Origin of the sequence: Bacillus sp. FJAT-45350 (genome assembly GCF_002335805.1) — a bacterium.
GTDB lineage: Bacteria > Bacillota > Bacilli > Bacillales > NISU01 > FJAT-45350.
Window position 1 is genome coordinate 1703131 of record NZ_NISU01000001.1, and the last position, 23174, is coordinate 1726304.

Consider the following 23174-nt stretch of genomic DNA (forward strand, 5'->3'; position numbering starts at 1 on the left):
TCAATTTTCTCGACCATTTAACTCCTATCTATTATTATGAAAAAAAGGAGTGTGTGTAAACCAATGTCAAAACTTTTTGAACCTTTCACTTTTAAAGGGTTAGAATTAAAAAATAGAATCGTCATGCCACCAATGTGTCAATATTCAGTAGCAAACAAAGACGGTTCTCCTACTAACTGGCATTTCGTTCACTATACAAGCCGAGCAATTGGCGGAGCTGGTTTGATTATTATCGAAATGACAAATGTGGAAGACCGCGGTCGAATCTCTGATCGTTGCTTAGGTTTATGGAGCGATAATCAAATTCCTGCATATAAAAGAATCATAGACCAATGTCACCAATATGGAGCGAAGGTTGCTATCCAAATTGGACATGCTGGACGGAAAGCAGAGGATGCCCCTGATTTAGTGTCCTGTTCTCCGATTCCTTTCAATGAAAATTCGAGAACACCTCAAGAATTGACTACCGAAGAAGTAGAAGGATTAGTTGTTAAATTCCGTGAATCTGTTGAACGCGCTATTAAAGCAGGCGTTGATACGGTTGAACTTCATGGTGCTCATGGGTATCTTATTCATCAATTTTCCTCAAATTATTCAAATAAAAGAACAGATAAATATGGTCAGGATAAATTTTTATTTGGGGAAGAAATTATACACGCTTTAAAGCGTGTGATGCCAGATAATATGCCTCTATTGATGCGTCTTTCTGCAATTGAATACGTTGAAGGCGGATATGATTTAGACTATAGCACAGAAATGGCCAAGCGCTTCCAGCAAGCTGGAGTGGATATGTTTCATATTACATCTGGCGGCGAAGGACCAATTGGGTCTGTTGGAAAGCCTGGAGTTCACCCCGGATATCAAGTTCCATTTGCAGAACGAATCAAAAAAGAAACAGGAGCTCCAGTTATTGCTGTTGGTAAGCTAGATAACCCAATGTTAGCTGAGTGTACACTTGGAAACGAGCAAGCAGATCTAATCGCAGTTGGTCGAGGCATGCTCAAAAATCCATATTGGGCAAACGATGCTTCCCTACTATTAAATAAGAAACCTCTTACACCTTTTCAATATGAAAGAGCCTATTAATACACAAAAAGCCACAGTAGATTTCATCACCTACTGTGGCTTTGCTTCTTTATCAGTAATTTTAATGACAGCTTCTTCATATTCAACTGAATAAAAAGCTTTGGCAATTCCTTTTTCTCGTACTAATTTTTTTGGAACCGACTTATATTGAACCTTCAAATGAAACTTTCCTTGAAATGGAAAAGAATGAACTGCTACAGTATTCTCATTAAGCCATTGAGCATTTAATCGCTTATTTTCCTTGCTTAAAGTTTCTGAATTTGCCATCCCATTTTGAAACCACGGATGTTCGTTTTCCTTATCTATTCCACGTTCATTCAAGCAAAGATACAATGATAGATCATCGCAAAACTGTAGTAATCTAAAATGCATCAATAGAAGCGCTTCATCAAGTTGAACTAGCTGATTTTTGATTTCTAGCTGTCGTTTGTTTTCTTTCTGTAAAAACTGTAAAACACTCTTATCATTTGACTGCTTGAAAAATGAGCAATAATGCATACTACATAAAAGGGCTGCATAGGGGCTCATTTGTTGAACTTCATCAATTGCTATTTTATAGAAAGCTAATTTCAGTATTAGAGGATAATCGATGAATGAATATGGAACGTGTTTTTCATCATTCCAAATCAGTGTTTCGTCTAACCCTTTCCAGCTCCGATCATGTTCGTATACTGCTAATACAAGTTCATCATAAAAATCAGTAGACTTTAATAAATTTCTATTAAATTTTTTTGCCATTTCACCAGATAAAAAAGCATGATGATGTTGTTCATAGATGATGTATTCGTTTGCTTTTTCACGTAATATCACATAATCACCTCTAACTGTAGACTCCATTTCAATTTTTGACTTTAAAATCAATAAGAGCGTTTAATTTATAAGTACCATTCTCATTCTCTGAAATCTCTACAAAAAACTCAGCTGAACCAAGAACTTCATAATAACCAACTGGAAACTTATTTTTCATAATTTTCTTCATGAAATTAATATAATCTTTATCGTCATTTGAGCCATAGCCACCGCTACCTTGGTAGTATTCCTGTAGCGGTTCTCCTTTGGTTAACGTCGTGCTTAATAATGGTTCGTTCATCGCGTACTCAATTGAATACTCCCGTGTTTTTTCTTTCATCGGAAAATAAAACGGTGATGCTGCGTGATAGATTGTGATTTCTTCTTTGTCACCTATATATTCTAGTTCAGCGTATATCTTTACCTCCTCCCTTTGAAGATACTCTTCTTCTTCTGATACTAGACGATATACAAAGTCACCTTCCACAGTCTCTGAGCTTGAATTTGCAACTACATAGTCATCAGTACCAGAAGTACCATTTTCACGATTCTCTCCTAACCCGCAACTAGCTAATACGAATGTTACAAAACTTACTAATAAAATCATTCTACGCATCTAAATCCCTCCTAATAGGTTAGACGCTAAAAATCAATAGAAGTTACAGCTTTCACAGTGTTTAATAATCTCTTGTGCCGTCAAGAATGAGTACGAGGTGTTTTGTAATGAAATTTATATTAATTCTTGGAAGTATGATTGCCCCTGTGTTAATGGTGTTCATCCAAAAACGATGGTTCGTGTCTCGCTTTATTTTTGATATTATAGCTCTTATTTCATTATTGGTTTTTGGAAATATTGCTTCTACTTCTATATATGAAATCATCAAAAATGAAACAGTGTTCATGACAAATATTCACGGAATACTACTGAAACCTTTATTTTTGTATACTGGATCATACATAGGCGTTTATTTGTTGTATACTATTTTATTAAGGATACTAGTTGATTTGAGAGTAAAAGGATAACTCAGTCTATTATCCTTTTTTTAATATTACATTATATAGCCGCTTTGGAAGACTTCCCTCTTCAAATTCAGTTAAACTTTGAAGCTCGTATCCTTTAGAAAGACTTTGTACCATGTATTTATCGAAGAAGTTAATAATAAAGCCATGGATTTCGAACATGTTTCCTTCTATATGAACACCTGTTTTATACATTGGGTCATTTGTATTTCGCACCGTAAACATATTCAAACCGTCTTTCTTCAAAACTCTCTTAATTTCTTCTGATAAAAAAGCAAGTTCATCATTCGTGAATGCCATGCAATACAGCATATGAGAAAAGCATCCTTCAAAAAAATTATTCTCAAAAGGGAGAGCATCTCTGACGTCGTGCTGTAATGCAAAAATTGAGGAAGAAACTCCTTCTTCTATTGCTTTTCGTTGTATCGTCTGTACCCCACTTTCTGCATATTCAAGTACATATACTTGAAAGCCTTCTGTCGCAAAGTAGAGCGTATCTCTTCCTAAGCCCCCTCCTAATTCTAGAATCTTCGTTATCCCTTCTTTCTTAAATTCCTTTACTGCCTGTTTAGCAGCTTCACTTGGTGGCTCTGACAAAAGTTCTGGATTTTGTGAGCTTCCCCAAAAATTTTCCCAATGGGGATGCTGTAAATCTAGGTCTTTCTTATTTTCCTTTTCCATTGAAACTCCCTCCTATTAACAAAGTTTAAACAAAATTGTAACCTTTTCTGTATCATAACGTCTAACTCTTTGACAAACCAAAATTATCATAAGGGAGTTATCGACATGAAAAAGATTTTACCAATCGTAACAACAACATTAGCCATCGGATTTATTTTTAGCAGTAGTACAGTACTTGCCTCTACACCAATGAATGACAGTACAAAACATCCTATTAACGAAGTACAGCAAGAGATTGAAGCTTCTAATTTTATTAATTTCAAAGGAACCATTACTGATATTAAACAACATCATAATTCGATTATATTAATTGCTGAAAACAAAGACAATTCTTCTATTATGCATTTACCACTTACTGAAGACGTACTATTAGTAAATAACGAAACAACTGAAAGTTTTTCGAAAGACGTTTTTGAAGAAGGATTAGAAATCAGTGTTTATTATGACAAATACAAACCAGTAACGATGATTTATCCACCATCGATACCACCAGAAATTATCGTTATTAATGAAAACAAAATGGGTACAGTTAAGGTTTCTAAATTTGATAAAAACCTAGTAAGCCTAGACAATAAACTTCAATTACATTTGTCTGATGAGACAGTGCTTATTGACCAACAAGGAAAGGAAATAACGGAGGACGAATTGTACTATAAAGAATTGCTTGTTTTTTATACGATTTCTACAAAAAGCATTCCAGCACAAACTACCCCGTCTAAAATCATTGCATTAGATCAAACAAATGAACAACTGTTAGCTGAAGTGCAACAGATTATCGAAGAAGATTCATACTTGAAAGAAGGAACAAGGATGATTCCAATTAGACAAGTAGCTGAGCATTTAGGCTATGAGGTAACTTGGGACAAAGGGGTACTCGTAAGCAAAGAAAATCTTTCATATACAATCTCAATCGGTAAAAAAGCATTTGGTTTTAATCGTAGTTTACGACATTTTGATGTAGCACCAGAAATTATTTCAAGCAAAACATATGTGCCAGAAGAATTTATATATATGCTTTTAAATAAATAAAAGCCTCGAATAGTAATACAAGAAGGAGGACTAAAATCTACCAGTCCTCCTTCTTGTGAATTATCTATTAATTAGTACAACAAGATAGTGCGTTCTAACCTCCAACTAAATTAGCTATTGCAATTAGAAGTACTATACCGACAATTCCACCTATTAGAAACGGCTTTAAGCGTTTCAAATTAATGACTCTCATTCCGTTCCCTCCTCTTGTGTATGACCTGATAATTATACGTATGTACAAGTTTCAAACTATATCACAAAAAATGAGGCTATGTTTGAGGAATAAATCAATTCTTTCATAGCCTCTTTGTATTTATTGATTCGCTACCTTTTCAAAATAAATCCCCTCGTACTTACCCTTTCTGAAGAAGCTTATTAGAATAGTTACAATCGGTCCAAGCCATAAAAACACCGCAAATAAAGCATACTCTACTGTTGACACACCAATTGCAGCAGCTGATAAAATTGCAACCATATTCCAAGGCACTAAACCAGATATTACAAGAGCGGAATCACAGACAACTCTTCCAAGCTCCTCTTTTTTATAGCCAGCCTCTTCCCACGTACTCTTCAACGAACGGCCTGTGAGCATTACAGGAAAAGCTTGATTACACCCTACAATGGCGAAAATGATTCCTATGGATGCTGTTCTTGCAGTATAGCTTGTGAGAGAACAAGCCTTATCAAACATTTTTTTCATAAACACTTTAAACAATTGCGTTCTATCCAGAATTCCGTTCATCATACTAGCAAGCGTTATAAAAAGAAACAGCTGACCCATTGTTAAAATACCACCGCCTCTTAAAATATCTTCTAGCCCTGTACTTGAATGACTGTAACCAAACCCTAAATTTCTTAAAATATCAACAATAGAAAGGTCTTGAAGAGTTACAGCTATAAGAATTCCAGTAATGACTCCCAGTCCTAATGAGAAAATTGTTCGGACCTTTAATAGGATGCTCCCAAATAAAACGACAATCGGTAATAAAGTAACAATCGATATATGAAAGTTCTCTTGTAATAAATTCGTAACAACCATATTCTCAGTTATTCCTTTTGGTTGAATGAAAAAACCAGCTATAAAATAAATAAATGAGGATAAGAAAATCAACAAAAGTGTTGTTGGAAGCATATTTCGAAATAATTTTTTCGGATTAACTTCTACAGAATTAGCAGCTAAATGAAATGCTGATGATAAGGGCGAACAACGGTCCCCAACAAAAGCCCCAGAAACTAGTGCACCTGCCACTAATGCAATTGGAACATCAACCGCAATTGCTACTCCAACGAGAATAATCCCAAGAGACCCAAGTGTACCAATTGCAGTTCCTAGAATAAACGATGTAATAGCCGTAATAAAGAAGGCAAATAACAATATCCAGGTAGGTTCTATCCAATTAACAATATAATATATCATTGTCGGTACTGTTCCACTCATAATCCATGATGGAATAAGTAAAGAGATTAATCCTAAAATATAGATTACTGGTTTTATCCGCTTGAATCCATCATAGCTAGCTACAGTTATTTCTCTCCAAGTATAGCCTTTACATATAACAAGTATAATTACTAACATCAAAGCAACGGCAAATCCAATCACTAATGGGATTTTGAAGATTGCTGCTAATAAGAGACTCGTAATAATAAATAAAAATGTTAAAATAGCGTCCTTCACCTAGTATTCCTCCATAGAATATACTAACAAAAATAATAAGCCAAACGAAGTAACGTCTGACTTAAAATCATACCTATTTATTTTACTCGTTATACTAATATATGACCACACTGAGAGTAGAAATTACTTTCACCCTTTATCTACTTATCCAGGTTACAACATACTCTATCTGTTCATTTGGAATTTCAATAGTAGGTTCCTCTATAATCCATTGACCATCAATCTCTAATTCCTTACACGCTAATTCAAACTGACACATGGCAATCCCCACATCTAAATATTGCATCGTATAACCTAATTTATTACTATAGTTTGGTGTATGCTCAATATAAAAATGACACGTTTTACAGTCCTGTGATAAGACTAGTCTCCATGGTTGCTTATTAGATGCTGATGGTCCAAGTCTGACCATTTCAATTGGCTCACGATAAACACCAGCAGCTTCAGCAGTTAATTTACTATCAAAATTCGTATCACAAAAAAGCTGCTCCCACGGTTTCTTGTTATCGGCCTTAACTACATAACGAAGGGCCTTATCAAATATTCTTTGCTTCTCTTTCGGGTAACCTATAGGTGTTATACAAGGTATAAATTCACCGTCACTAATCGCCAATTCTTTTTCAAATGACTTTCGATTAAAAGTGCCGCCAATCCAGCATGTTCCGATTCCTAACCCTGTCAAATATAAAACTAACTTTTGAAAAGTATAAGCAAATTCTATAAGTGAATATTTATTATTTACAGTGATTCCGACTAAATATGCCCTAGGGTTCTTAATAAACCCATAGGTTCCTAGCTTTAGCCCTTTGTCCGTTACATTATTTGTTACTCCAACAAGCTCTATTTTTCCTTTCGTTCCAAAAGGCCCGATTAAATTCTCTTCCTTTTGAATAAACGTTTGGATCTCCTTACTATGCGTCTCCTTAATCGACTGCACTTCATAAGTCCTTATCGACTGTCGCTTTTTCATCGTTTCAATTACTGATTTAGTCGAGCTCATCTATATCCTCTCCTCCACTGTTCAATAAAGTCTATTATTATAACTATCTTGTAGATTTTTATGAATTGTATTAACAGCTACTCCAGGAAGCTTACTATGCTCAGAGAGGATTTTTGCAGGTGATGGTAGCTTTTCTGTTTCAGCCCATGAACTAGGCTCCCATAATCCAGATCGTATAAAAGCTTTTGCACAATGTAAAAAGCATTCCTCAACTTCCACACCAATCCCTATAAGTGGTCTATGTCCATTTACTTCCATCTTCTCAAGAAGCTTTTCATCTTTTACAATTGTAGCCTTACCATTAACTCTTAATGTTTCTCCTAATCCAGGGATAAAGAAAAGAAGTCCTACTTTGGGATTAGCTAGGATATTACGTAGAGAATCAAGTCTTTTATTCCCCGGTCTTTCAGGTATAACTAAATGCTGTTTATCTAACACTTGAACAAAACCAGGCATATCTCCACGTGGTGATACATCACATCCATACTGATCAGAAGTAGACAATACTAGAAAGGGAGATTTCGAAATATAATCAACACAATGTTTATCTAAAAATGTTATGACCTTTCTTTTTGCTAGTTCACTTGGTAGACCAATCATTAAACTTAGTTCTTCTTCGGTCTCAACAACATCTGAAAAAATATTTTGTAACAACGCACTACACTCCTTCATATAAGAAAATAGCTTTACCCCTTTTGAAGTAAAGCAATTTATTGGTACGTTTTATTTTGCTTCGTATTGGCTTGCTTTTCTATCAATATCCTTTATATACTCGTCTTTCCCAGCAATATAAAGAGTAATATCTGTAGGGTATTCTTTAGCTAGCTTTTGTTTTAATAGACTATACATCTGTGCTTCTTCCGTATGGTCAATCATGTAATTTCTAAATGCTAGATGACGAGTAATTTCTTCGTTACCTTGTTCAAAAATATGAACGTGGTGAGTCCGATTTACTCCACCTTTTGTAAAAAAACGTCTGTTCAAAATTCCAAATTCCCCTAAAGCTTCATACCCTAACTTTTCCATGTCATCTATATACTTGTCAACATTTTCAATTTTCTTCACTTCGACTAACAGGTCAATTACTGGTTTAGCGTATATATTCGGTATCGCTGTACTGCCAATATGATGTATATCTTCAATTTCATTACCAAGAGCTCGCTCAATTTGTTTTCTTTCTTCCTGAAACATCACAGCCCACTCTTGTTTATACGGAACAACTTCTACTTTTCTCATGTTAATCTCCTCCATACTAAAGTAAAATGGAATGAATATACATTATAACATTATTATTACTCTAGTTTCTTCGATTTTTATATATCTTTATTTCAAACAGGAGGTTAACGAATGAAAAAAAGCACCATACTATTTACTTTATTATTCATCGTCACCTTTTTTATATTAACTAGAATTGTAAACTTTGTCAGTATGTCGTTCGTTCAATTATGGTTTACTGACCCAACAGGGATACAATTATTAATCATGATTTCAGTAACCATTTTTCTCTTTCTTGGAACATTCCTTACTGCCAAAAAGCTTACTGACTACTTTAATCCTAGATAACCCTTCTTTTTTTGCAACCAGAATAAAGAAATATTTCATTCTAAAAAAAAATAAGGATACAAATCTATCGCGATTTGTATCCTTATTTAGCGTTAATTCTATTTCGTTGTTTTGAACATAGAGATAACACTTTGTAATTCTTTTGCTAATTCAGCTAAGTTTTCAGCATCACTAGCTATTTGGTTCGCAGAAGCTGCTTGTTGGTCTGTTGTCGCACTTACTTCCTCAGCTCCAGCAGATGCTTGTTGTGTTACTGCTGAAATACTTTCCATGTTACTACCAATCTCCGCACCAAGTCTTTCTAATTCATGTACAGATTCAGCAATTGACTTGTTCTTTGCTAGTACTTCTTCCACAGAAGAAGCAATCTCGGTAAAGGCTTGGCTTGCTTTTTGAACTGTTTGCGTACCTTCCTTTACAACTGCTTCTCCTTTTTGAATGGAGTTAACAGCACGTTGACTTTCATTTTGTGTATCTTTGATTAGAACAGAGATTTTCTCTGCTGATTCGCTCGTTTCACTTGCTAACTTTCGAACTTCATCTGCAACAACCGCAAACCCCTTTCCATGCTCACCAGCTCGTGCTGCTTCGATTGATGCATTTAAGGCAAGTAGATTTGTTTGTTCGGCGATGCTCGTAATCATCCCGATAATATGTCCAATTTCTTTAGACTGATTATCTAATTTTCCAATTGTTTCAGATGTTTCTTGAACAGTGCCATGTACATCATTCATTTTTTCTAATGCCGATTTCGCTGAATGTAACCCTCTTTCAGCAGATTCCTTACTAATAGATGAAGTTACGACTACTTCATTAGTATATTCAGATATTTTCTTTACTGTATCAACCATTGAATTCATTCTGTCTGTTGTACTTGTAACAGAATCAGCAATATCTGTTGTACCTGAAGCTAATTCAGCAATTGTGACTGCTACTTGCTCTGAAGCTTCTTTAGTCTCTGAACTTGTTTTCAATAACGTATCTGATGATTCTTTTACAGTTGTTGAAACATTATTAATTTTATTTAATAGCTCTTGTATCTTTTTAACCATTTTATCGAAATTACTACTTAACACACCGACTTCATCTTTAGAGTGATTAGAGTCAGAGCTTACTGTTAAATCCCCTGATGCCACTTGAGAAGTTAATTCACTTAATCTTTGGATCGGCTTCACTAGACTCCTAGCAAAAATAAACACGATAATTACGCTAAAAATTAAGACAACCCCAGCTGTTACAAATGAAAGCATCGCTAAGTATGAAAGATTCCCTGTAACTTCTTTTACAGGTGCTGAAATCACAAAGCCCCAATTAGTCGACGGAATCATAGTATAATAGGCGTAATTTTCTTGCTCAGTTTGAAATATGCTAGAACCTGTTTCGTCAGCAATTGCCATCGAAACAATGTCTCGCAACTCAGAATTTTCACTTTCTAAAAAGTTTGATTCCATGATTAAGCTTGAATCTGGGTGGGCAATTACAGTACCTTTCTCATCAACTAAAAAGGCATAACCGTATTCACCTAAAGTAAATTCACTTACTAATTGAACAATGTCTGAAATCGGAATAGTTGCAATTAGTACACCTGAAATTGCACCTTCAGAATAAATAGGTGTTCCCATTCCAACTATCATTTCTTCAGTTGCTCTTGATATTAGTGGTTCTGAAATAGTTGTTTCTTCTTTTGTTGCAGCATCTATAAAATACTGTCTATCACCAATATTAAATAACTCTCCCCAATGAACGACTGCATCACCACTTAATTCAGCCAATGCAAACATTTCATAATCCCCTAAACGTTCATATTCACTTTCAAGATATGGAATCACTTCTTCTATTTCCATTGATTGAATAATACCAGTATTAGCTAGTAACTCTAACTCCCTAACTTTTTGTGTAAAGAAATGGTCAATTTCTTTACGTGCATCTTGTAAACTAATTTCTGTTTTATCTGCAAATTCAATTTCTAAAAACTCTTTCGCTTTATTGTGATTAATAAAAGCGACAAGCACCAGGGCAACAACCAATACTGGCAAAACCACGATTAATAGCTTTGAGCGCAAACTGTTCATAACAATCTCCTATCTCCTATTTAATACTTTTTTATATTTATCTATTTACATCTATATAAAATCCCTTATATTATTGTTGTACAAAGGAATAGTGGGCAGATGGAACTAAATTATTAACAAAATTTATATATAATAAATATATATACAGTTATATATCATATCAAATTTTGTCAGAACCTCAAGGGAAATGTAGAAAAAAATTAAAAAAGTCAATTAATTTTATATTTAACAGATGCATAGCCTTATGACTAAGCCATTTATACTATTTTAATATTCTAAAAAACTATCTCAAAAGTAGTAAACTCATTAGCATTGGACAAGTTCGCTACTCATCCTACTCTTATAACATATTTCTCCCCTTAAAATTTACTTCCTTAACTCCATAACCCTCCTTTCGTCTATTCCATTTTTTTCTGGAAGCATACAATGTCATCATGTATAAAACTTAAGGAGGTAGTTTCATGTCGTTTCTTAATACGAAACTAATAGCAGGTGACTTAGAAGCATTTCAATCTGATCCACTTGGCTTTTTAACACAGTTGTCAAAGGAGAACGACGTAGCATCCTTTCGACTTGGTCCCTTCCACAAAGTTCGGCTTATATCAGATCCGAAAATCATAAAAGAAATTCTCGTAACAAAACAAAAATACTTTGTAAAATCACAAGACATGAAAGTCCTTAAGTCTGTTGTCGGAAACGGATTATTAACAAGTGAAAAAGACATTCATCAGCGTCAAAGAAGATTAATTCAACCTGCATTTAAAAAGAACCATATCTCTTCATATGGAGAAGATATGATTCAGACAACTGACGATTACATCCAACAGTGGAAGGATAATGAGCAACGAACGATTTCTGAAGATATGATGAATATAACACTTGGGATTATAAGCAAAACAATGTTTGGCATGCCTTTTAAAGATGGACATAAGCAGATAGGCGTACCAATGGAAACGATTATGCGACAGGCAATAAAAAGAATGAGGACAATTCTCCCTCTACCTTTATGGGTACCAACGAAAAACAATAAGAAATATACTCAAGCCGTAAAATCGTTAGATAATGTGCTATACGAAATCATTAGTGAACGTCGTAAAAACGGAGAACAAAAAGAAGATTTATTAGGAATATTAATGGATGCCAAAGATGAAACAGGTATCAATCAAATGAGCGATAGGCAATTGCGAGATGAACTTATGACAATTTTTCTTGCTGGGCATGAGACAACTGCCAATGCTTTGATTTGGACATTTTATTTGCTCGCACAGAATCCAGAAGCAGAAAGAAAACTATATGAGGAGATTGATGGAGTCATTGGTTCAAGAAAACCATCCCCAGATGATTATATAAACCTATCATATACGCAGAATGTGTTTTCTGAAGCCCTTCGGCTGTACCCACCTGCTTATGTAATTGGAAGGAAAGTAGACAAAGATGTAGAGATAGAAGGACACCATTTTAAAAGAGGAGACATGATTCTCATTAGTCAATATGTGATGCACCGTAAACCTGAATACTTTGAAAATCCAAACTCCTTTATTCCAGAACGGTTTGAAAAGGAGCAACGAAAAAAATTACCAGAATATGCGTACTTTCCCTTCGGTGGTGGTCCACGTGTTTGTATTGGTAATCATTTTGCGATGATGGAAGCTGTCCTAGTTATTGCGACAATTGCCCGAAGATTCCGTTTAAAACTAGCAGAAGAACCCAAAAAGGTAAAGCCTCAACCAGTCATTACACTTAGACCAAAGCATGGACTACAAATGTTTATTGAAGAGCGCATGCAAGATAATTAGACACCTTTTTTCAATATAGGATAAACGTTTATATTTCTCACAATTTCTAGTAGTACGTATACACTATAATATGGTATTTTTTATTTTCTAATTGTACGAAAGGATGATGTCATGATGAGCGATACCCCTTCAACTCTATTTGAACTAATTAAACGTCTAGGTGTTCAAGCAGAAGCTGAAATAAATCAATTTATAAAAAAAGAATTAGATGATAAGGACATTATTCATCTACTAAATAAAGAACTATTACAACACGCTGAACTACGTCGATTGTTCCAACGACTTCAAAAATTATTGTTATCGCAATTACACTTGCCTAACAAAGATGATGTCGCAAACTTATCTAAGTTAATTATTCAACTAGAAGAAAAGATTGATAATTTAGAGGAAAGAATAGCAAATGCCGAAGAAGAGCCTACTTTGAAAGAATATAAACCAATAGAAAGCGCTATAGAAAGTGTTCCTTCAACACCAAGTTTGCCAACTCAGTTAGAAGAAATCAACAAGAAAAAGTTAGAAAAACTCCAATTAATTATGCAACTACCAGATATGATTGGAAAGTTTAAAAATGAATAATCAAGACCGCTGGAAGCAATTCACATCGATTTGGAAAGAGCCAGCTCCCTCAGTCGGACAAACACCTAGGCAAGTAGTATGGAAAAAAAATAAAGCTGCTCTTTATTATTATCGTGCTAGAAACAAAAAATTTCGAACCCCGCTATTTTTAGTATATTCACTTGTCAATCAAGCATTTATTCTTGATTTAGGACCGGGGTCAAGTATGATTGAAGCTTTTACAGAGGAAGGCTACGATGTTTATTTACTAGATTTTGGTATTCCTGGTTATGAAGATAAAGATATTACACTAGATGACTATATAGATAAGTATATAAAAAAAGGAGTACAACGAGCACTCCGACACTCAGGAACAGAAGATATTACGATAATCGGTTATTGTCTTGGTGGTACTCTTGCTACTATCTATGCTGCGATAGCGACAGAACCAATTAAAAATCTTGTCTTATTCGCAACACCGCTCGACTTTAGCGAACAACATTTCGACAGTAGCCTGATTAATGCTTTGAAAAATGGTGACCTCGACCTCAACCCTGTTATTGACTCATATGGAATCATCCCAGGAAAAGCCATGGAGTTTATTCTAAGGATGGTTACTTCACCTATTTTCTACAGTCAATATCTAGCACTATATGAGCGAGCAGATAACCCTGAATATGTCTTACGTTGGCGCCGTTTTTACTCTTGGGTAAAAGGGCATGTTCCATTTGTTGGAGCAACATTAAAGCAATTACTTTTTGACATTGTCAAAGACAACAAACTAATAAATAACAAACTAGTGATTAATCATAAAAAAGTAAACCTTGAACAAATCAAAAGTAATCTATTAGTTATTTCAACGAAAGAAGACCAGCTGATTCCTGAAGCGTTGACTAAATCAATCATGAATAGAGTATCGAGTAAAAATAAAACGTACAAACAAATTAAAGGTGGGCATGCTACGATAGCTTTACGAGGGTCCATTCCTGAAGTCTTATCAAGCTGGTTGAAAGAACATTCATAAAAGAATAGAGCATAGTCTTTTTTCGACTATGCTCATCTTAATACTATACAAGCCAGATATTATTGATTCTTCAATTCTAATGCACGGTCATATATTTCTTGACCTGGATACCCATTCGCTTCCATGTCTTCTATCCACGTTTGTGCAATTGTTCCTAATGCTTCTTCCCAAGGGATCAATTGCTCTTCTGTTAGCTCTATAAACTCTGCACCACTTTCACTAGAAAGCTCTCGCCCTTTTTCACCATCTACGTCAAACACACTACCTGCCTTTTTAGCCATAGTAGCACCTGATAAACTATTAACAATTTCTTTATCTGACTCTGACAGACTATTATAAAATTCTAAATTCATAACAGAAAAGAAAGGTGTTGCTGAGAAATTTCCAACAGTAATATAATCTACAACTTCATGGAAACTATAATTATATAGTGTTTCTAAAGGAGCCATAGCTGCATCAATTGCTCCTCTTTCTAACGCTTCATATACCTCACCCATTGGCATTGATACAGGTATTGCTCCAAGCGCTTCTAATATAGAATTTGCAAGTGGTGAAGGTGAGCGTACTCGTAGACCTTGTAAATCTTCAGGAGTTTCAATTCTATGATTTTTACTTAGGATTTGAGCTGGTTCAGCTGTAAATAAGGAAAGAGGATGTATCTCTTCATGCTCAGCTTGAACTTCTTGAAATTCTTCATACAGTTGCATCATTATACTAGAACCGTGTTCAGCTGATTCTGCTAAAAATGGTAATTCAAGAATAGATACGAGTGGGAATCTCCCTGGTGTATAACCATAAACACTTAAGGCAATAGACACTTCACCAGTTACTGCCATATCATATTGAGATCCTGCTGCTCCTAAGATGTTAGAATCATAAAGCTCATACGTAATTCTTCCATCGGTTTGACTTTCTAATTCAGAACCAAACTCTTCGAATATTACCGTTTGTATAGGATGATTACCTGGTAAAAAATGCGAGATAATTAAGTTATGAGATTCACCAATTGCTCCGTCAGACGACTCTGTCCCTTGTTCTTGCGCTGTATCTTGCATTCCACCACAAGCAACCAACGTCATAAAAGCAAGTAAACAGACAACCATTCCAACTTTCCTACGCATGCAGAAGTACTTCACATTGATTCCCCCTTTTACTTTTCTAATTAGTTGATAAACAAGGTTTGCCCTTGGAATATCTAGTAAAGAAAAAAATATATTTTTTGACTACTTCGAAATTAAAGTGCGGACTTCTTCGTTTCATACTTACATATGTACGCTTTTTCAAACAAACTCAGCTTCCTAGATAAGATAGCGCTTACAAAAGAGAGTGAAATTGAATTCTTTTCTAAGCTTTACCCTTTGCTAATTTAGTTTAATAAATTAGCATTGATATATCTAGATCTATTAATGTCTAATAAAAATTCCTTTTCAAACACTTTTTATCTAATTTTTGTAAAAAACAAAAAAATAGACTGTTGTGCTTACCTTCTCACAACAGTCTATCTCTTAGCTTCTATAGCTCTTACTCTAATGCTTTCTTTAAAGAAAGTGCCGCATGTTCAATACACTCTTTTCCTTTGTCTAACACACCTGGCATCCAGAAAAATCCGTGAATCATTTCGTCATACCGCTTTGTCTCTACTGTGACTCCAGCTTGTTGAAGAAGTTGAGCATACTCTTCTCCTTCATCACGCAACGGATCAAAACCTGCTGTAACAACTAATGCTGGAGGTAATCCACTCAAATCTTCCGCAAGTAGAGGCGAAACATATGGATTTTTCCCGTCATCTGCATTTCGTAAGTAATGGTCCCAGAACCATACCATGCTATCTTTCGTTAATAGATAACCATCTGCATTTTCACGATATGATGCTGTTTCGTACGAATGATTTGTTACTGGATAAATCAACATTTGATAGGCTATGGAAAATTCCTTTTTATCTCTTGCCATTAATGAAACAACGGCTGCTAGATTTCCTCCCGCACTATCTCCACCTACAGCAACACGTTGACTGTCAACTCCGATGGAAGGACCATTTTCCACAACCCACTTTGCAGCTTCATAGGCATCATCGATAGCTGCCGGGAATTTATGCTCAGGTGCCAACCTGTAATCGACTGAAACAACAACACAGTTTGAGCGATTTGTAAGTAGACGACAAGGTACATCTACACCATCAAGGTCACCAATTACCCAGCCTCCGCCATGGTAATAAACTAACGCTGGGAATGGGCCTTCTCCTTCTGGCGTATAAATACGAACCGGTATGTCTCCTCCTGGTCCTGGTATAAACCGATTTTCTACTTTCTCTACTTCCTCAGGCTCTCCTGCTAGCGCGGTAAAATCACTTGTTGCTCTCGCTTCTTCAGGTGTCTGCTCATGCATTGGAGGTGCACCCGCTGCTTCCATTTGTTCTAAAAGAAATTTTGCTTGTGGATCAAGTCCCATAATAATTCCTCCCTCAATCAATTTTATGTTTAGTAGTTTTAAAATTAAAGCCACACCTGATGTAAGCGTTTACAAAAAAATGAATAATTTAATCAAGTATCTCGCTTACTGAAGTGAAAAACCTTCATAACCTTTAGACGCTATGTCATCACATATTTGGCGATATGGTCCATACCCACCAACATATATTTGAAATCCTCTTGCCTTACCAGCGATATTAGCACCTGTATACCAAGAGTCTGTTTTCGTGTATAACGTTTGATCCGCTAATTCCTTACAGTGGTTACTCCACGTTTCTTCTGCTTCAATTGCTGCTTCAATTGTACCAACATTATTTTCTTGCAAATGATTTATGCACTCCATTACCCATTCCACATGCTGTTCAATTGCAGCAGGCATGTTTCCTAATACTGAAGGACTTTCTGGGCCAGTAAGCATAAACATGTTAGGGAATCCAGCAGTTGCTATTCCAAGATAAGTTCTAGTACTTTCTCCATTTTCCCATTTTTCCTTAAGTGAAACACCATCTCTACCACGAATATCTATTTTAAATAATGATCCGGTCATTCCGTCAAACCCTGTTGCAAAAACGATTGCATCTAATTCATACTCTTCATCAGATGTACGAATTCCATTTGGTGTAATTTCCTCAATAGACGCTTTCTTTACATCTACTAAACTAACATTTTCACGGTTATACGTTTCAAAATAATCTGTATCAATGATTGCACGCTTCGTTCCATAATAATGTGTAGGGGTCAATTTCTCAGCTGTCTCAGGATCATGAACTACTTCTTTTATTTTTGAACGGATGAATTCAGCAACAAGTTTATTCCCATCCTCATTCATTAGAAGATCATTATAGGCAAATAAGATCGCCCATCCACCTTTATCCCAAGCTGCCTGTAAAACTTTTTCCCGTTCTTCAGGTGTATCATCAAGCACCGAGCGTTCACTATAACCTGCTGCTAGCCCAGCAACTGATTCTTGGAATTGGCGCCTAATATGACTATAATTGTCCTTTGAATTCTTAATGAATTCTGGGTCATACAAGAAATTTTTCGCTGGTACACTAAACTGTGGTGTCCGTTGAAAAACAGTTAGTTGCTCAGCTTCTTTTGCTATGACAGGTATGGACTGTATACCACTTGAACCAGTTCCAATCACACCAACCCGCTTACCAGTAAAGTCTACTTTTTCATGTGGCCAATGTCCTGTGTGATACCACTCACCTTTAAATTCGTCTAAGCCCTTTATATTAGGTAAGTTTGCAGTAGAAATACATCCTACTCCTGTTATAAAATATTTAGCGGACACTGTCTCACCCTGTTCCGTTTGCACCTGCCATCTATTTGTTTCTTCATCATAATAAGCAGATGAAACTCGCGTATTAAACTGGATGTCTGGTCGTAATTCAAACTTATCTGCTACGAAATTGAGGTAACGTAATATTTCTGGTTGTTCAGGATATCTAGAAGTCCATGACCATTCTTTATAGAGTTCTTCAGAGAAAGTATAATTATAATAGAGACTCTCAGAGTCACAGCGCGCTCCAGGATAACGGTTCCAATACCATACACCACCGACTCCACCTGCAGCTTCGTAAACACGGGTTGTTAAACCAGCTTCTCGTAACCGATAAAGCATATAAAGCCCTGAAAATCCTGCACCAATTACCACCGCATCAACAGATTCAATCGAATTTTGCTGTTCATTTGAAAAAGTCATTAGTATTACCTCCCTTTATCTCTAATCTGTTAAACCTAACTTCACACCAAAAAGAGAGACTATGAACTCTATTACTTTAAAGGTTGACTTCTATGAAATTTTTAAATCTATTTGTATGACCCAACCTTTGTAATTTAATATATTGACTATTAGACAATGTTAGAACGATAAAATAATAATTAACCATTAATATTATTATAAATTCAGATAAACCCTCATTCAGTACCTGAGGGTTTATCTAAGACGTAAAACAGTAATTTTTTATACGTCTATAACTAATTACTAACAGTTCTTTAAACTTTGTAAAATCTAATTGTTATTTATATTAATCTATAAACTTTTCATACCTTGCTTCTTAGCCTCTGCATATACCGTACTTCTCGGAACACCCGTTAGCTTTGCAATGTCGTTGACACTCATACCATTTGTTTTTCTCTCACTAAACAATTCTATTGCACGTTTGACATTTTGCTTTGGCTGACTCGGTCTTCCCATATGCTTCCCTTGTTTCTTTGCCCGCTCTCTTCCCTCCTTAGTTCGCTCTTTAATTAAATCCCGTTCAAATTCACCAATTGCCCCTAGCATTGTAAACATTAGCTTTCCTGCTGAAGTAGAAAAATCAATTTGTTCTTTTAAAAATACTAGTGCGACACCCCTATTAGATAAATCGCTTGCAATATTATGTAAATCTTTTACACTTCTTGCAAGGCGATCTATTTTTGTTACAATTAGCTTGTCACCCTCACGTAAGTAATTTAATGCATCTTGTAGTGCTTTTCGATCCGAGATTGCACCTGATTGTTTTTCCTCAAAAATTTTCTTACATCCATATTCGTTCAATTGCTCAAGTTGGTTTTCTATTGTTTGTCCAACAGTCGACACTCTCGCATATCCAACTAATTCCATTATTATCACTCTCACTATCTAAAATTCTTGAATATTGATCACACTATATAATATAGAGACATTATAGATAACTTTATAGGAATATAGCAAAAAAAAGATCCTCGAATTTCTCGAGAATCGTTCACTTGTCACAATATAAAATTAAGAACTAATTTCCTTCATAAATTGACTATGATGAAGGTCATAATAAAAGCCTTTCTTTTGGAGTAATGTTTCATGGTTGCCTCTTTCAATTATTACACCATTTTCTAACACAAGGATTTGCTCTGCTTGTTGAATCGTATTTAGACGGTGTGCAATTACGAAACTCGTTCTTCCTTTTAATAATTGCTTCAATGCTTGCTGAATTTTCACTTCAGTTACTGTATCGATCGTACTTGTCGCTTCATCTAATATTAAGATAGATGGATTAGCAATAAGTGCTCTAGCAATCGATAAAAGTTGCTTTTGTCCTTGACTAATTCCACCACCGTCTTGATGAAGTACCGTATCGTATTGGTTTGGTAATTTCATAATAAAAGAATGGGCATTGGCGAGTTGAGCTGCGTCTTCTACTTCTTTATCACTTGCTTCTAATTTGCCATAACGAATATTTTCTCGTATTGTCCCTTCAAAAAGAAATGAGTCTTGTAGTACAAATCCTATATGGCTACGAAGACTTTCCCGTTTAATCGATGTAATATCTGTGCCGTCTATGAGAATCTTACCTTCGTCAGAGTCATAAAAACGTGAAAGAAGGTTAATCATACTCGTTTTCCCCGCTCCAGTAGGACCTACTAATGCAATTGTTTCTCCTGGTGAAGCGAAGAAACTAACATCTTTAATCGTGTCAATTTGTTTATCATAGGAAAAACCTACATGTTGGAATTCCACTTCTCCAATAATCTCTCTAACATCTATCAATTCATCCGTATCAGTTTCTTCATTTTCCTCATCAATTACTTCAAACACTCTTTCTGCCCCAGCAATTGCTGATAAAATCGTATTAAATTGATTTGCTAAATCATTAAGTGGGCGAGTAAACTGTCTTGCATATTCAGCAAAGATAACCATGACGCCAATTGAAACAATGCCTTGAATCGCTAAAACGCCTCCTACACCCGCAATAAAGGCAAAGCTTAAGTTATTTAGTATATTCATTAGTTTTGGTATAAATCCTGAATACGTTTGAGACCAGAAACCAGACTCTTTTAACCTTTCATTTTTAACTAAAAAATCTGATAGTACCATCTTCTCTTTCGAAAAGGTTTTTATAATTCGTTGTCCAGAAATTGTTTCTTCAATAAATCCATTTAACTCTCCAAGATTTTTTTGCTGTTCCTTAAATAATTTTCCCGTACGCTTTGTTATCCATTTCATACCCAAAAACATAAGTGGAATAATTGCCATCGTTATAAGAGTTAGTAATGGGCTTAACCAAAGCATGACAATTACGATACCCACTAAAGTAATAATACTAGTAAACACTTGAATAACTGAACTATTTAATGTAGAGCTTACATTTTCAATGTCATTCGTGACCCGACTCATCAATTCACCTTGTTGACGCTGATCAAAAAATGAAATTGGAAGTTTATGCAACTTGCTAAATAACTGTGTTCTTAACAAATGAACTGTATTTTGTGCAACTCTCACCATCCAATAGCTTTGTAGCCATTTAGTGAGTGAAAGAAAAACATAGATGATACCTAATGCAAGTAACAGTTTGATAATATCGCTGTTCTCATTTGTTACAATATATTCATCAATTGTCATTCCAACTAGAAATGGACCAAGTAATGCAAGGAACGAGCTAATGAAGACCATAAAAAGAATTAGAAACAGTTTATTTCTATTTTCAGCAAGGTAACCCCACAACCTTTTAACTGTTCCCCGCCAGTCTTTCACTTTTTGTTTGTTCTTTCCCTTGATACTATTGTCTAACGGTACTTTTTTATGTTGGAAAGGCTTTGCCATTTGCTTAAACATGATGGGCATGCTCCTCTCCGAACTGAGATTTATAAATATCCTGGTAAAGTGAATTAGATAATAGCAACTGTTGGTGATTTCCTTGAGCAATGAGATTTCCATCCTCTAGTAGCAACACTTTGTCAGCTACCATAGCCGTACTTATTTTTTGTGTGATAATCATAGTCGTACACGTGTACCTTTTTAAATTATCTAGCAAACTGGCTTCCGTCTTCAAATCTAATGCACTTGTACTATCATCTAGTAAAAGGATTCTCGGTTGCCTTATTAATGCTCTTGCAATTGAAATTCGTTGCTTTTGTCCACCTGATAAATTAACGCCTTTTTGTCCAACGACTGTTTCATAGTCGTTTGGCATTCTCATGATAGCATCATGAATTTTTGCCATTTTCGCAGCATCAATAACCTCTTCCATTGATGCGTCTTCTTTACCCCATAGAATATTTTCTTTAACTGTGCCAGTAAATAATAAAACATCTTGTGGAACATATCCAATTTGTTTTCGTAAATGCTCTACGGCTATATTTTGTATATCTGTCCCATCAATTAAGATTTTTCCATTCGTAATATCATATAATTGTGGAATCAACTGAAACAATGAAGACTTTCCTGAACCTGTTGCACCAAGTATTGCTACAGTTTTTCCTGGCTCAGCTAGGAATGAAATATTTTTTAAGACAGGTTCTTGCATTTCAGGGTAATTAAAAGATACATTATTAAATTCTATTTCCCCTTCCATTATCGAAGCTGAAGCTTCTGTAGATGAAGCTTTTTCAATCTTAGTATCTAATACTTCTGATACCCGCGAAGCAGATGCCTTTCCACGAGAAAACATCATTATAATCATTGAAAATATTGAAAAAGCTGCAGTGATTCTTGTCGCATAATTGACAACAGCTACCACTTCACCAACATTCGCGTTACCATTTGCCACTCCAATACTACCAAACCATAATACCCCCAAAATACTAAGATTCATGATTAGGAGAAGAAGAGGCATTGTAATTTCCATTAGACGTAAAGCTGATACAGTCTTACCCCTTAATTCATCATTCACATCCTTAAAGCGACCTTCTTCATACTGTCTTCTTAATAATGCTTTAATGATTCTTATCCCTGTCAAATTTTCTCTCATGACCTTATTAACGCCATCAAGCTTGATTTGCACAAGAGCAAAGAGCGTTCTTCCTTTTTTTAACACCCATATAAGGAATAACAAAAGTATTGGTACAGCAATAATTATCATCATAGCAATTTGAGGATTTACTAGAAATGCCATAATCGTTCCACCAAGAACAATTAAAGGAGCTCTTAACATAATCCGTAAACTCATAAATATCATCGTTTGTATTTGAGTAATATCATTCGTCATTCTAGTAATTAACGATGACGTAGAAAATCGATTTAACTGGGCAAATGAAAATGCTTGAACTTTTTCATATAAATGTTTTCTAATGTCGTAACCATAATTTTGACTTACATGTGCAGCGAAAAATGAGTTGATAATCCCTGCAATAAATGCAAAAAAGGACATTCCAACCATAATACCACCCCAATAAAGCACAACCGAAAGATCCTCTTGCATAATTCCATCATTTATTATTTTAGCCATAAACAATGGCTGAATAAGTTCTACTATTAATTCAATAAAAAGCAAGAAAAGTGCTACTATTATAAAAAAACGATAAGGTTTAATGTATGTAAAGACTGTTGACATGAAAACCTCCTCCAAATTCAGAACATCTATTTAACATTATTCATCTAATTCGTTTCATATCCCTTCCCTTCTAATACTAGCGTATGTATGAACAAGTTACTCGAATTCTACCTTAAT

Annotated in this window: 21 protein-coding genes and 1 pseudogene; 7 read left to right on the forward strand and 15 right to left on the reverse strand. The window is 35.2% G+C overall.

The genetic code is table 11. The features are described from left to right. The first annotated feature begins 63 nt into the window (after positions 1 to 63). Complete coding sequence (locus tag CD003_RS08630) at positions 64 to 1086, forward strand: NADH:flavin oxidoreductase/NADH oxidase (protein WP_096200727.1); 1023 nt, start codon at positions 64 to 66, stop codon at positions 1084 to 1086. A gap of 30 nt (positions 1087 to 1116) precedes the next feature. Here the strand turns inward: CD003_RS08630 and CD003_RS08635 are convergent, their stop codons facing one another. Next, the gene (locus tag CD003_RS08635; protein ID WP_257008280.1) at positions 1117 to 1896 is read right to left on the reverse strand and encodes a DUF3891 family protein; all 780 of its coding nucleotides are present in this window, start codon (positions 1894 to 1896) and stop codon (positions 1117 to 1119) included. A 28-nt stretch (positions 1897 to 1924) separates the two neighbouring features. Then, positions 1925 to 2491, reverse strand: a complete 567-nt coding sequence (locus tag CD003_RS08640; RefSeq protein ID WP_096200728.1) for a hypothetical protein — start codon at positions 2489 to 2491, stop codon at positions 1925 to 1927. A 107-nt stretch (positions 2492 to 2598) separates the two neighbouring features. Here CD003_RS08640 and CD003_RS08645 point away from each other — a divergent pair, with 107 nt between their 5' ends. Continuing rightward, entirely contained in the window at positions 2599 to 2898 is a 300-nt protein-coding gene (locus tag CD003_RS08645; protein WP_096200729.1) for a transposase, read from the forward strand. A gap of 9 nt (positions 2899 to 2907) precedes the next feature. Here CD003_RS08645 and CD003_RS08650 read toward each other — a convergent pair whose 3' ends face one another. Next, a complete protein-coding gene (locus CD003_RS08650) occupies positions 2908 to 3576 on the reverse strand; it encodes a class I SAM-dependent methyltransferase (RefSeq protein ID WP_096200730.1) in 669 nt (222 codons plus the stop codon). Positions 3577 to 3681: 105 nt separating this feature from the next. Between CD003_RS08650 and CD003_RS08655 the strand changes: the two genes are divergently transcribed. Beyond that, positions 3682 to 4605 (forward strand): copper amine oxidase N-terminal domain-containing protein, encoded by a 924-nt coding sequence (locus CD003_RS08655; RefSeq protein ID WP_096200731.1) that lies wholly within the window; start codon positions 3682 to 3684, stop codon positions 4603 to 4605. Between the two features lie 313 nt (positions 4606 to 4918). Here the strand turns inward: CD003_RS08655 and CD003_RS08660 are convergent, their stop codons facing one another. From CD003_RS08660 to CD003_RS08675, 4 genes are all read right to left on the reverse strand, one after another. Further along, positions 4919 to 6280 carry a Na+/H+ antiporter NhaC family protein gene (locus CD003_RS08660; RefSeq protein WP_096200732.1) on the reverse strand — a complete coding sequence of 454 codons (1362 nt, stop codon included), beginning with the start codon at positions 6278 to 6280 and terminating at the stop codon, positions 4919 to 4921. A gap of 136 nt (positions 6281 to 6416) precedes the next feature. Beyond that, the gene (locus CD003_RS08665) at positions 6417 to 7280 is read right to left on the reverse strand and encodes a nitroreductase family protein (protein ID WP_096200733.1); all 864 of its coding nucleotides are present in this window, start codon (positions 7278 to 7280) and stop codon (positions 6417 to 6419) included. A 21-nt stretch (positions 7281 to 7301) separates the two neighbouring features. Continuing rightward, positions 7302 to 7934, reverse strand: coding sequence for a pyridoxamine 5'-phosphate oxidase family protein (locus tag CD003_RS08670; RefSeq protein WP_373558536.1), 633 nt, complete (start codon positions 7932 to 7934; stop codon positions 7302 to 7304). A 69-nt stretch (positions 7935 to 8003) separates the two neighbouring features. Beyond that, positions 8004 to 8516: a GrpB family protein gene (locus tag CD003_RS08675; RefSeq protein ID WP_096200735.1), complete on the reverse strand. Its 513-nt coding sequence runs from the start codon at positions 8514 to 8516 to the stop codon at positions 8004 to 8006. Positions 8517 to 8627: 111 nt separating this feature from the next. Between CD003_RS08675 and CD003_RS08680 the strand changes: the two genes are divergently transcribed. Continuing rightward, a complete protein-coding gene (locus CD003_RS08680) occupies positions 8628 to 8843 on the forward strand; it encodes a hypothetical protein (RefSeq protein ID WP_096200736.1) in 216 nt (71 codons plus the stop codon). Between the two features lie 98 nt (positions 8844 to 8941). On the opposite strand, the gene CD003_RS22620 is transcribed toward CD003_RS08680, so the two are convergent. Beyond that, positions 8942 to 9895: a methyl-accepting chemotaxis protein gene (locus tag CD003_RS22620; RefSeq protein WP_373558562.1), complete on the reverse strand. Its 954-nt coding sequence runs from the start codon at positions 9893 to 9895 to the stop codon at positions 8942 to 8944. After that, positions 9887 to 10915, reverse strand: a pseudogene (locus CD003_RS22625) (cache domain-containing protein); the annotation flags it as partial. The pseudogene CD003_RS22625 and the gene CD003_RS22620, both read right to left, overlap by 9 nt. Before the next feature lie 461 nt (positions 10916 to 11376). Here CD003_RS22625 and CD003_RS08690 point away from each other — a divergent pair. The 3 genes from CD003_RS08690 (at position 11377) to CD003_RS08700 (ending at position 14290) form a co-directional block, all read left to right on the forward strand. Continuing rightward, a complete protein-coding gene (locus tag CD003_RS08690; RefSeq protein WP_096200738.1) occupies positions 11377 to 12711 on the forward strand; it encodes a cytochrome P450 in 1335 nt (444 codons plus the stop codon). A gap of 111 nt (positions 12712 to 12822) precedes the next feature. After that, a complete protein-coding gene (locus tag CD003_RS08695; RefSeq protein ID WP_142302860.1) occupies positions 12823 to 13287 on the forward strand; it encodes a hypothetical protein in 465 nt (154 codons plus the stop codon). Beyond that, on the forward strand, positions 13280 to 14290 hold the full coding sequence (locus tag CD003_RS08700; protein WP_096200740.1) for an alpha/beta fold hydrolase: 1011 nt from the start codon (positions 13280 to 13282) through the stop codon (positions 14288 to 14290). Before CD003_RS08695 ends, CD003_RS08700 begins: the two co-directional genes overlap by 8 nt. Positions 14291 to 14349: 59 nt before the next feature. Here CD003_RS08700 and CD003_RS08705 read toward each other — a convergent pair whose 3' ends face one another. From CD003_RS08705 to CD003_RS08730, 6 genes are all read right to left on the reverse strand, one after another. Then, positions 14350 to 15426 carry a TRAP transporter substrate-binding protein gene (locus CD003_RS08705; protein WP_257008281.1) on the reverse strand — a complete coding sequence of 359 codons (1077 nt, stop codon included), beginning with the start codon at positions 15424 to 15426 and terminating at the stop codon, positions 14350 to 14352. A gap of 385 nt (positions 15427 to 15811) precedes the next feature. Then, entirely contained in the window at positions 15812 to 16738 is a 927-nt protein-coding gene (locus CD003_RS08710) for an alpha/beta hydrolase (RefSeq protein WP_096200741.1), read from the reverse strand. 105 nt (positions 16739 to 16843) lie between these two features. Further along, positions 16844 to 18466, reverse strand: a complete 1623-nt coding sequence (locus CD003_RS08715; protein WP_096200742.1) for a flavin-containing monooxygenase — start codon at positions 18464 to 18466, stop codon at positions 16844 to 16846. A 330-nt stretch (positions 18467 to 18796) separates the two neighbouring features. Next, positions 18797 to 19372 (reverse strand): recombinase family protein, encoded by a 576-nt coding sequence (locus CD003_RS08720; RefSeq protein WP_096200743.1) that lies wholly within the window; start codon positions 19370 to 19372, stop codon positions 18797 to 18799. Positions 19373 to 19513: 141 nt separating this feature from the next. Beyond that, positions 19514 to 21340, reverse strand: coding sequence for an ABC transporter ATP-binding protein (locus tag CD003_RS08725; protein ID WP_096200744.1), 1827 nt, complete (start codon positions 21338 to 21340; stop codon positions 19514 to 19516). Next, positions 21333 to 23057 (reverse strand): ABC transporter ATP-binding protein, encoded by a 1725-nt coding sequence (locus tag CD003_RS08730; RefSeq protein ID WP_096200745.1) that lies wholly within the window; start codon positions 23055 to 23057, stop codon positions 21333 to 21335. Before CD003_RS08730 ends, CD003_RS08725 begins: the two co-directional genes overlap by 8 nt. Positions 23058 to 23174: the final 117 nt, after the last annotated feature.

What these genes read in the sequence shown, in the direction of transcription:
- CD003_RS08725 (WP_096200744.1), bottom strand. Translation starts at nt 21,340, where the DNA reads ATGTTTAAGCAAATGGCAAAGCCTTTCCAACATAAAAAAGTACCGTTA.
- CD003_RS08640 (WP_096200728.1), bottom strand. Translation starts at nt 2,491, where the DNA reads ATGCGTAGAATGATTTTATTAGTAAGTTTTGTAACATTCGTATTAGCT.
- CD003_RS08715 (WP_096200742.1), bottom strand. Translation starts at nt 18,466, where the DNA reads ATGACTTTTTCAAATGAACAGCAAAATTCGATTGAATCTGTTGATGCG.
- CD003_RS08630 (WP_096200727.1), top strand. Translation starts at nt 64, where the DNA reads ATGTCAAAACTTTTTGAACCTTTCACTTTTAAAGGGTTAGAATTAAAA.
- CD003_RS08680 (WP_096200736.1), top strand. Translation starts at nt 8,628, where the DNA reads ATGAAAAAAAGCACCATACTATTTACTTTATTATTCATCGTCACCTTT.
- CD003_RS08645 (WP_096200729.1), top strand. Translation starts at nt 2,599, where the DNA reads ATGAAATTTATATTAATTCTTGGAAGTATGATTGCCCCTGTGTTAATG.
- CD003_RS08690 (WP_096200738.1), top strand. Translation starts at nt 11,377, where the DNA reads ATGTCGTTTCTTAATACGAAACTAATAGCAGGTGACTTAGAAGCATTT.
- CD003_RS08695 (WP_142302860.1), top strand. Translation starts at nt 12,823, where the DNA reads ATGATGAGCGATACCCCTTCAACTCTATTTGAACTAATTAAACGTCTA.
- CD003_RS08710 (WP_096200741.1), bottom strand. Translation starts at nt 16,738, where the DNA reads ATGGGACTTGATCCACAAGCAAAATTTCTTTTAGAACAAATGGAAGCA.
- CD003_RS22620 (WP_373558562.1), bottom strand. Translation starts at nt 9,895, where the DNA reads ATGGTTAAAAAGATACAAGAGCTATTAAATAAAATTAATAATGTTTCA.
- CD003_RS08655 (WP_096200731.1), top strand. Translation starts at nt 3,682, where the DNA reads ATGAAAAAGATTTTACCAATCGTAACAACAACATTAGCCATCGGATTT.
- CD003_RS08700 (WP_096200740.1), top strand. Translation starts at nt 13,280, where the DNA reads ATGAATAATCAAGACCGCTGGAAGCAATTCACATCGATTTGGAAAGAG.
- CD003_RS08665 (WP_096200733.1), bottom strand. Translation starts at nt 7,280, where the DNA reads ATGAGCTCGACTAAATCAGTAATTGAAACGATGAAAAAGCGACAGTCG.
- CD003_RS08675 (WP_096200735.1), bottom strand. Translation starts at nt 8,516, where the DNA reads ATGAGAAAAGTAGAAGTTGTTCCGTATAAACAAGAGTGGGCTGTGATG.
- CD003_RS08720 (WP_096200743.1), bottom strand. Translation starts at nt 19,372, where the DNA reads ATGGAATTAGTTGGATATGCGAGAGTGTCGACTGTTGGACAAACAATA.
- CD003_RS08730 (WP_096200745.1), bottom strand. Translation starts at nt 23,057, where the DNA reads ATGTCAACAGTCTTTACATACATTAAACCTTATCGTTTTTTTATAATA.
- CD003_RS08650 (WP_096200730.1), bottom strand. Translation starts at nt 3,576, where the DNA reads ATGGAAAAGGAAAATAAGAAAGACCTAGATTTACAGCATCCCCATTGG.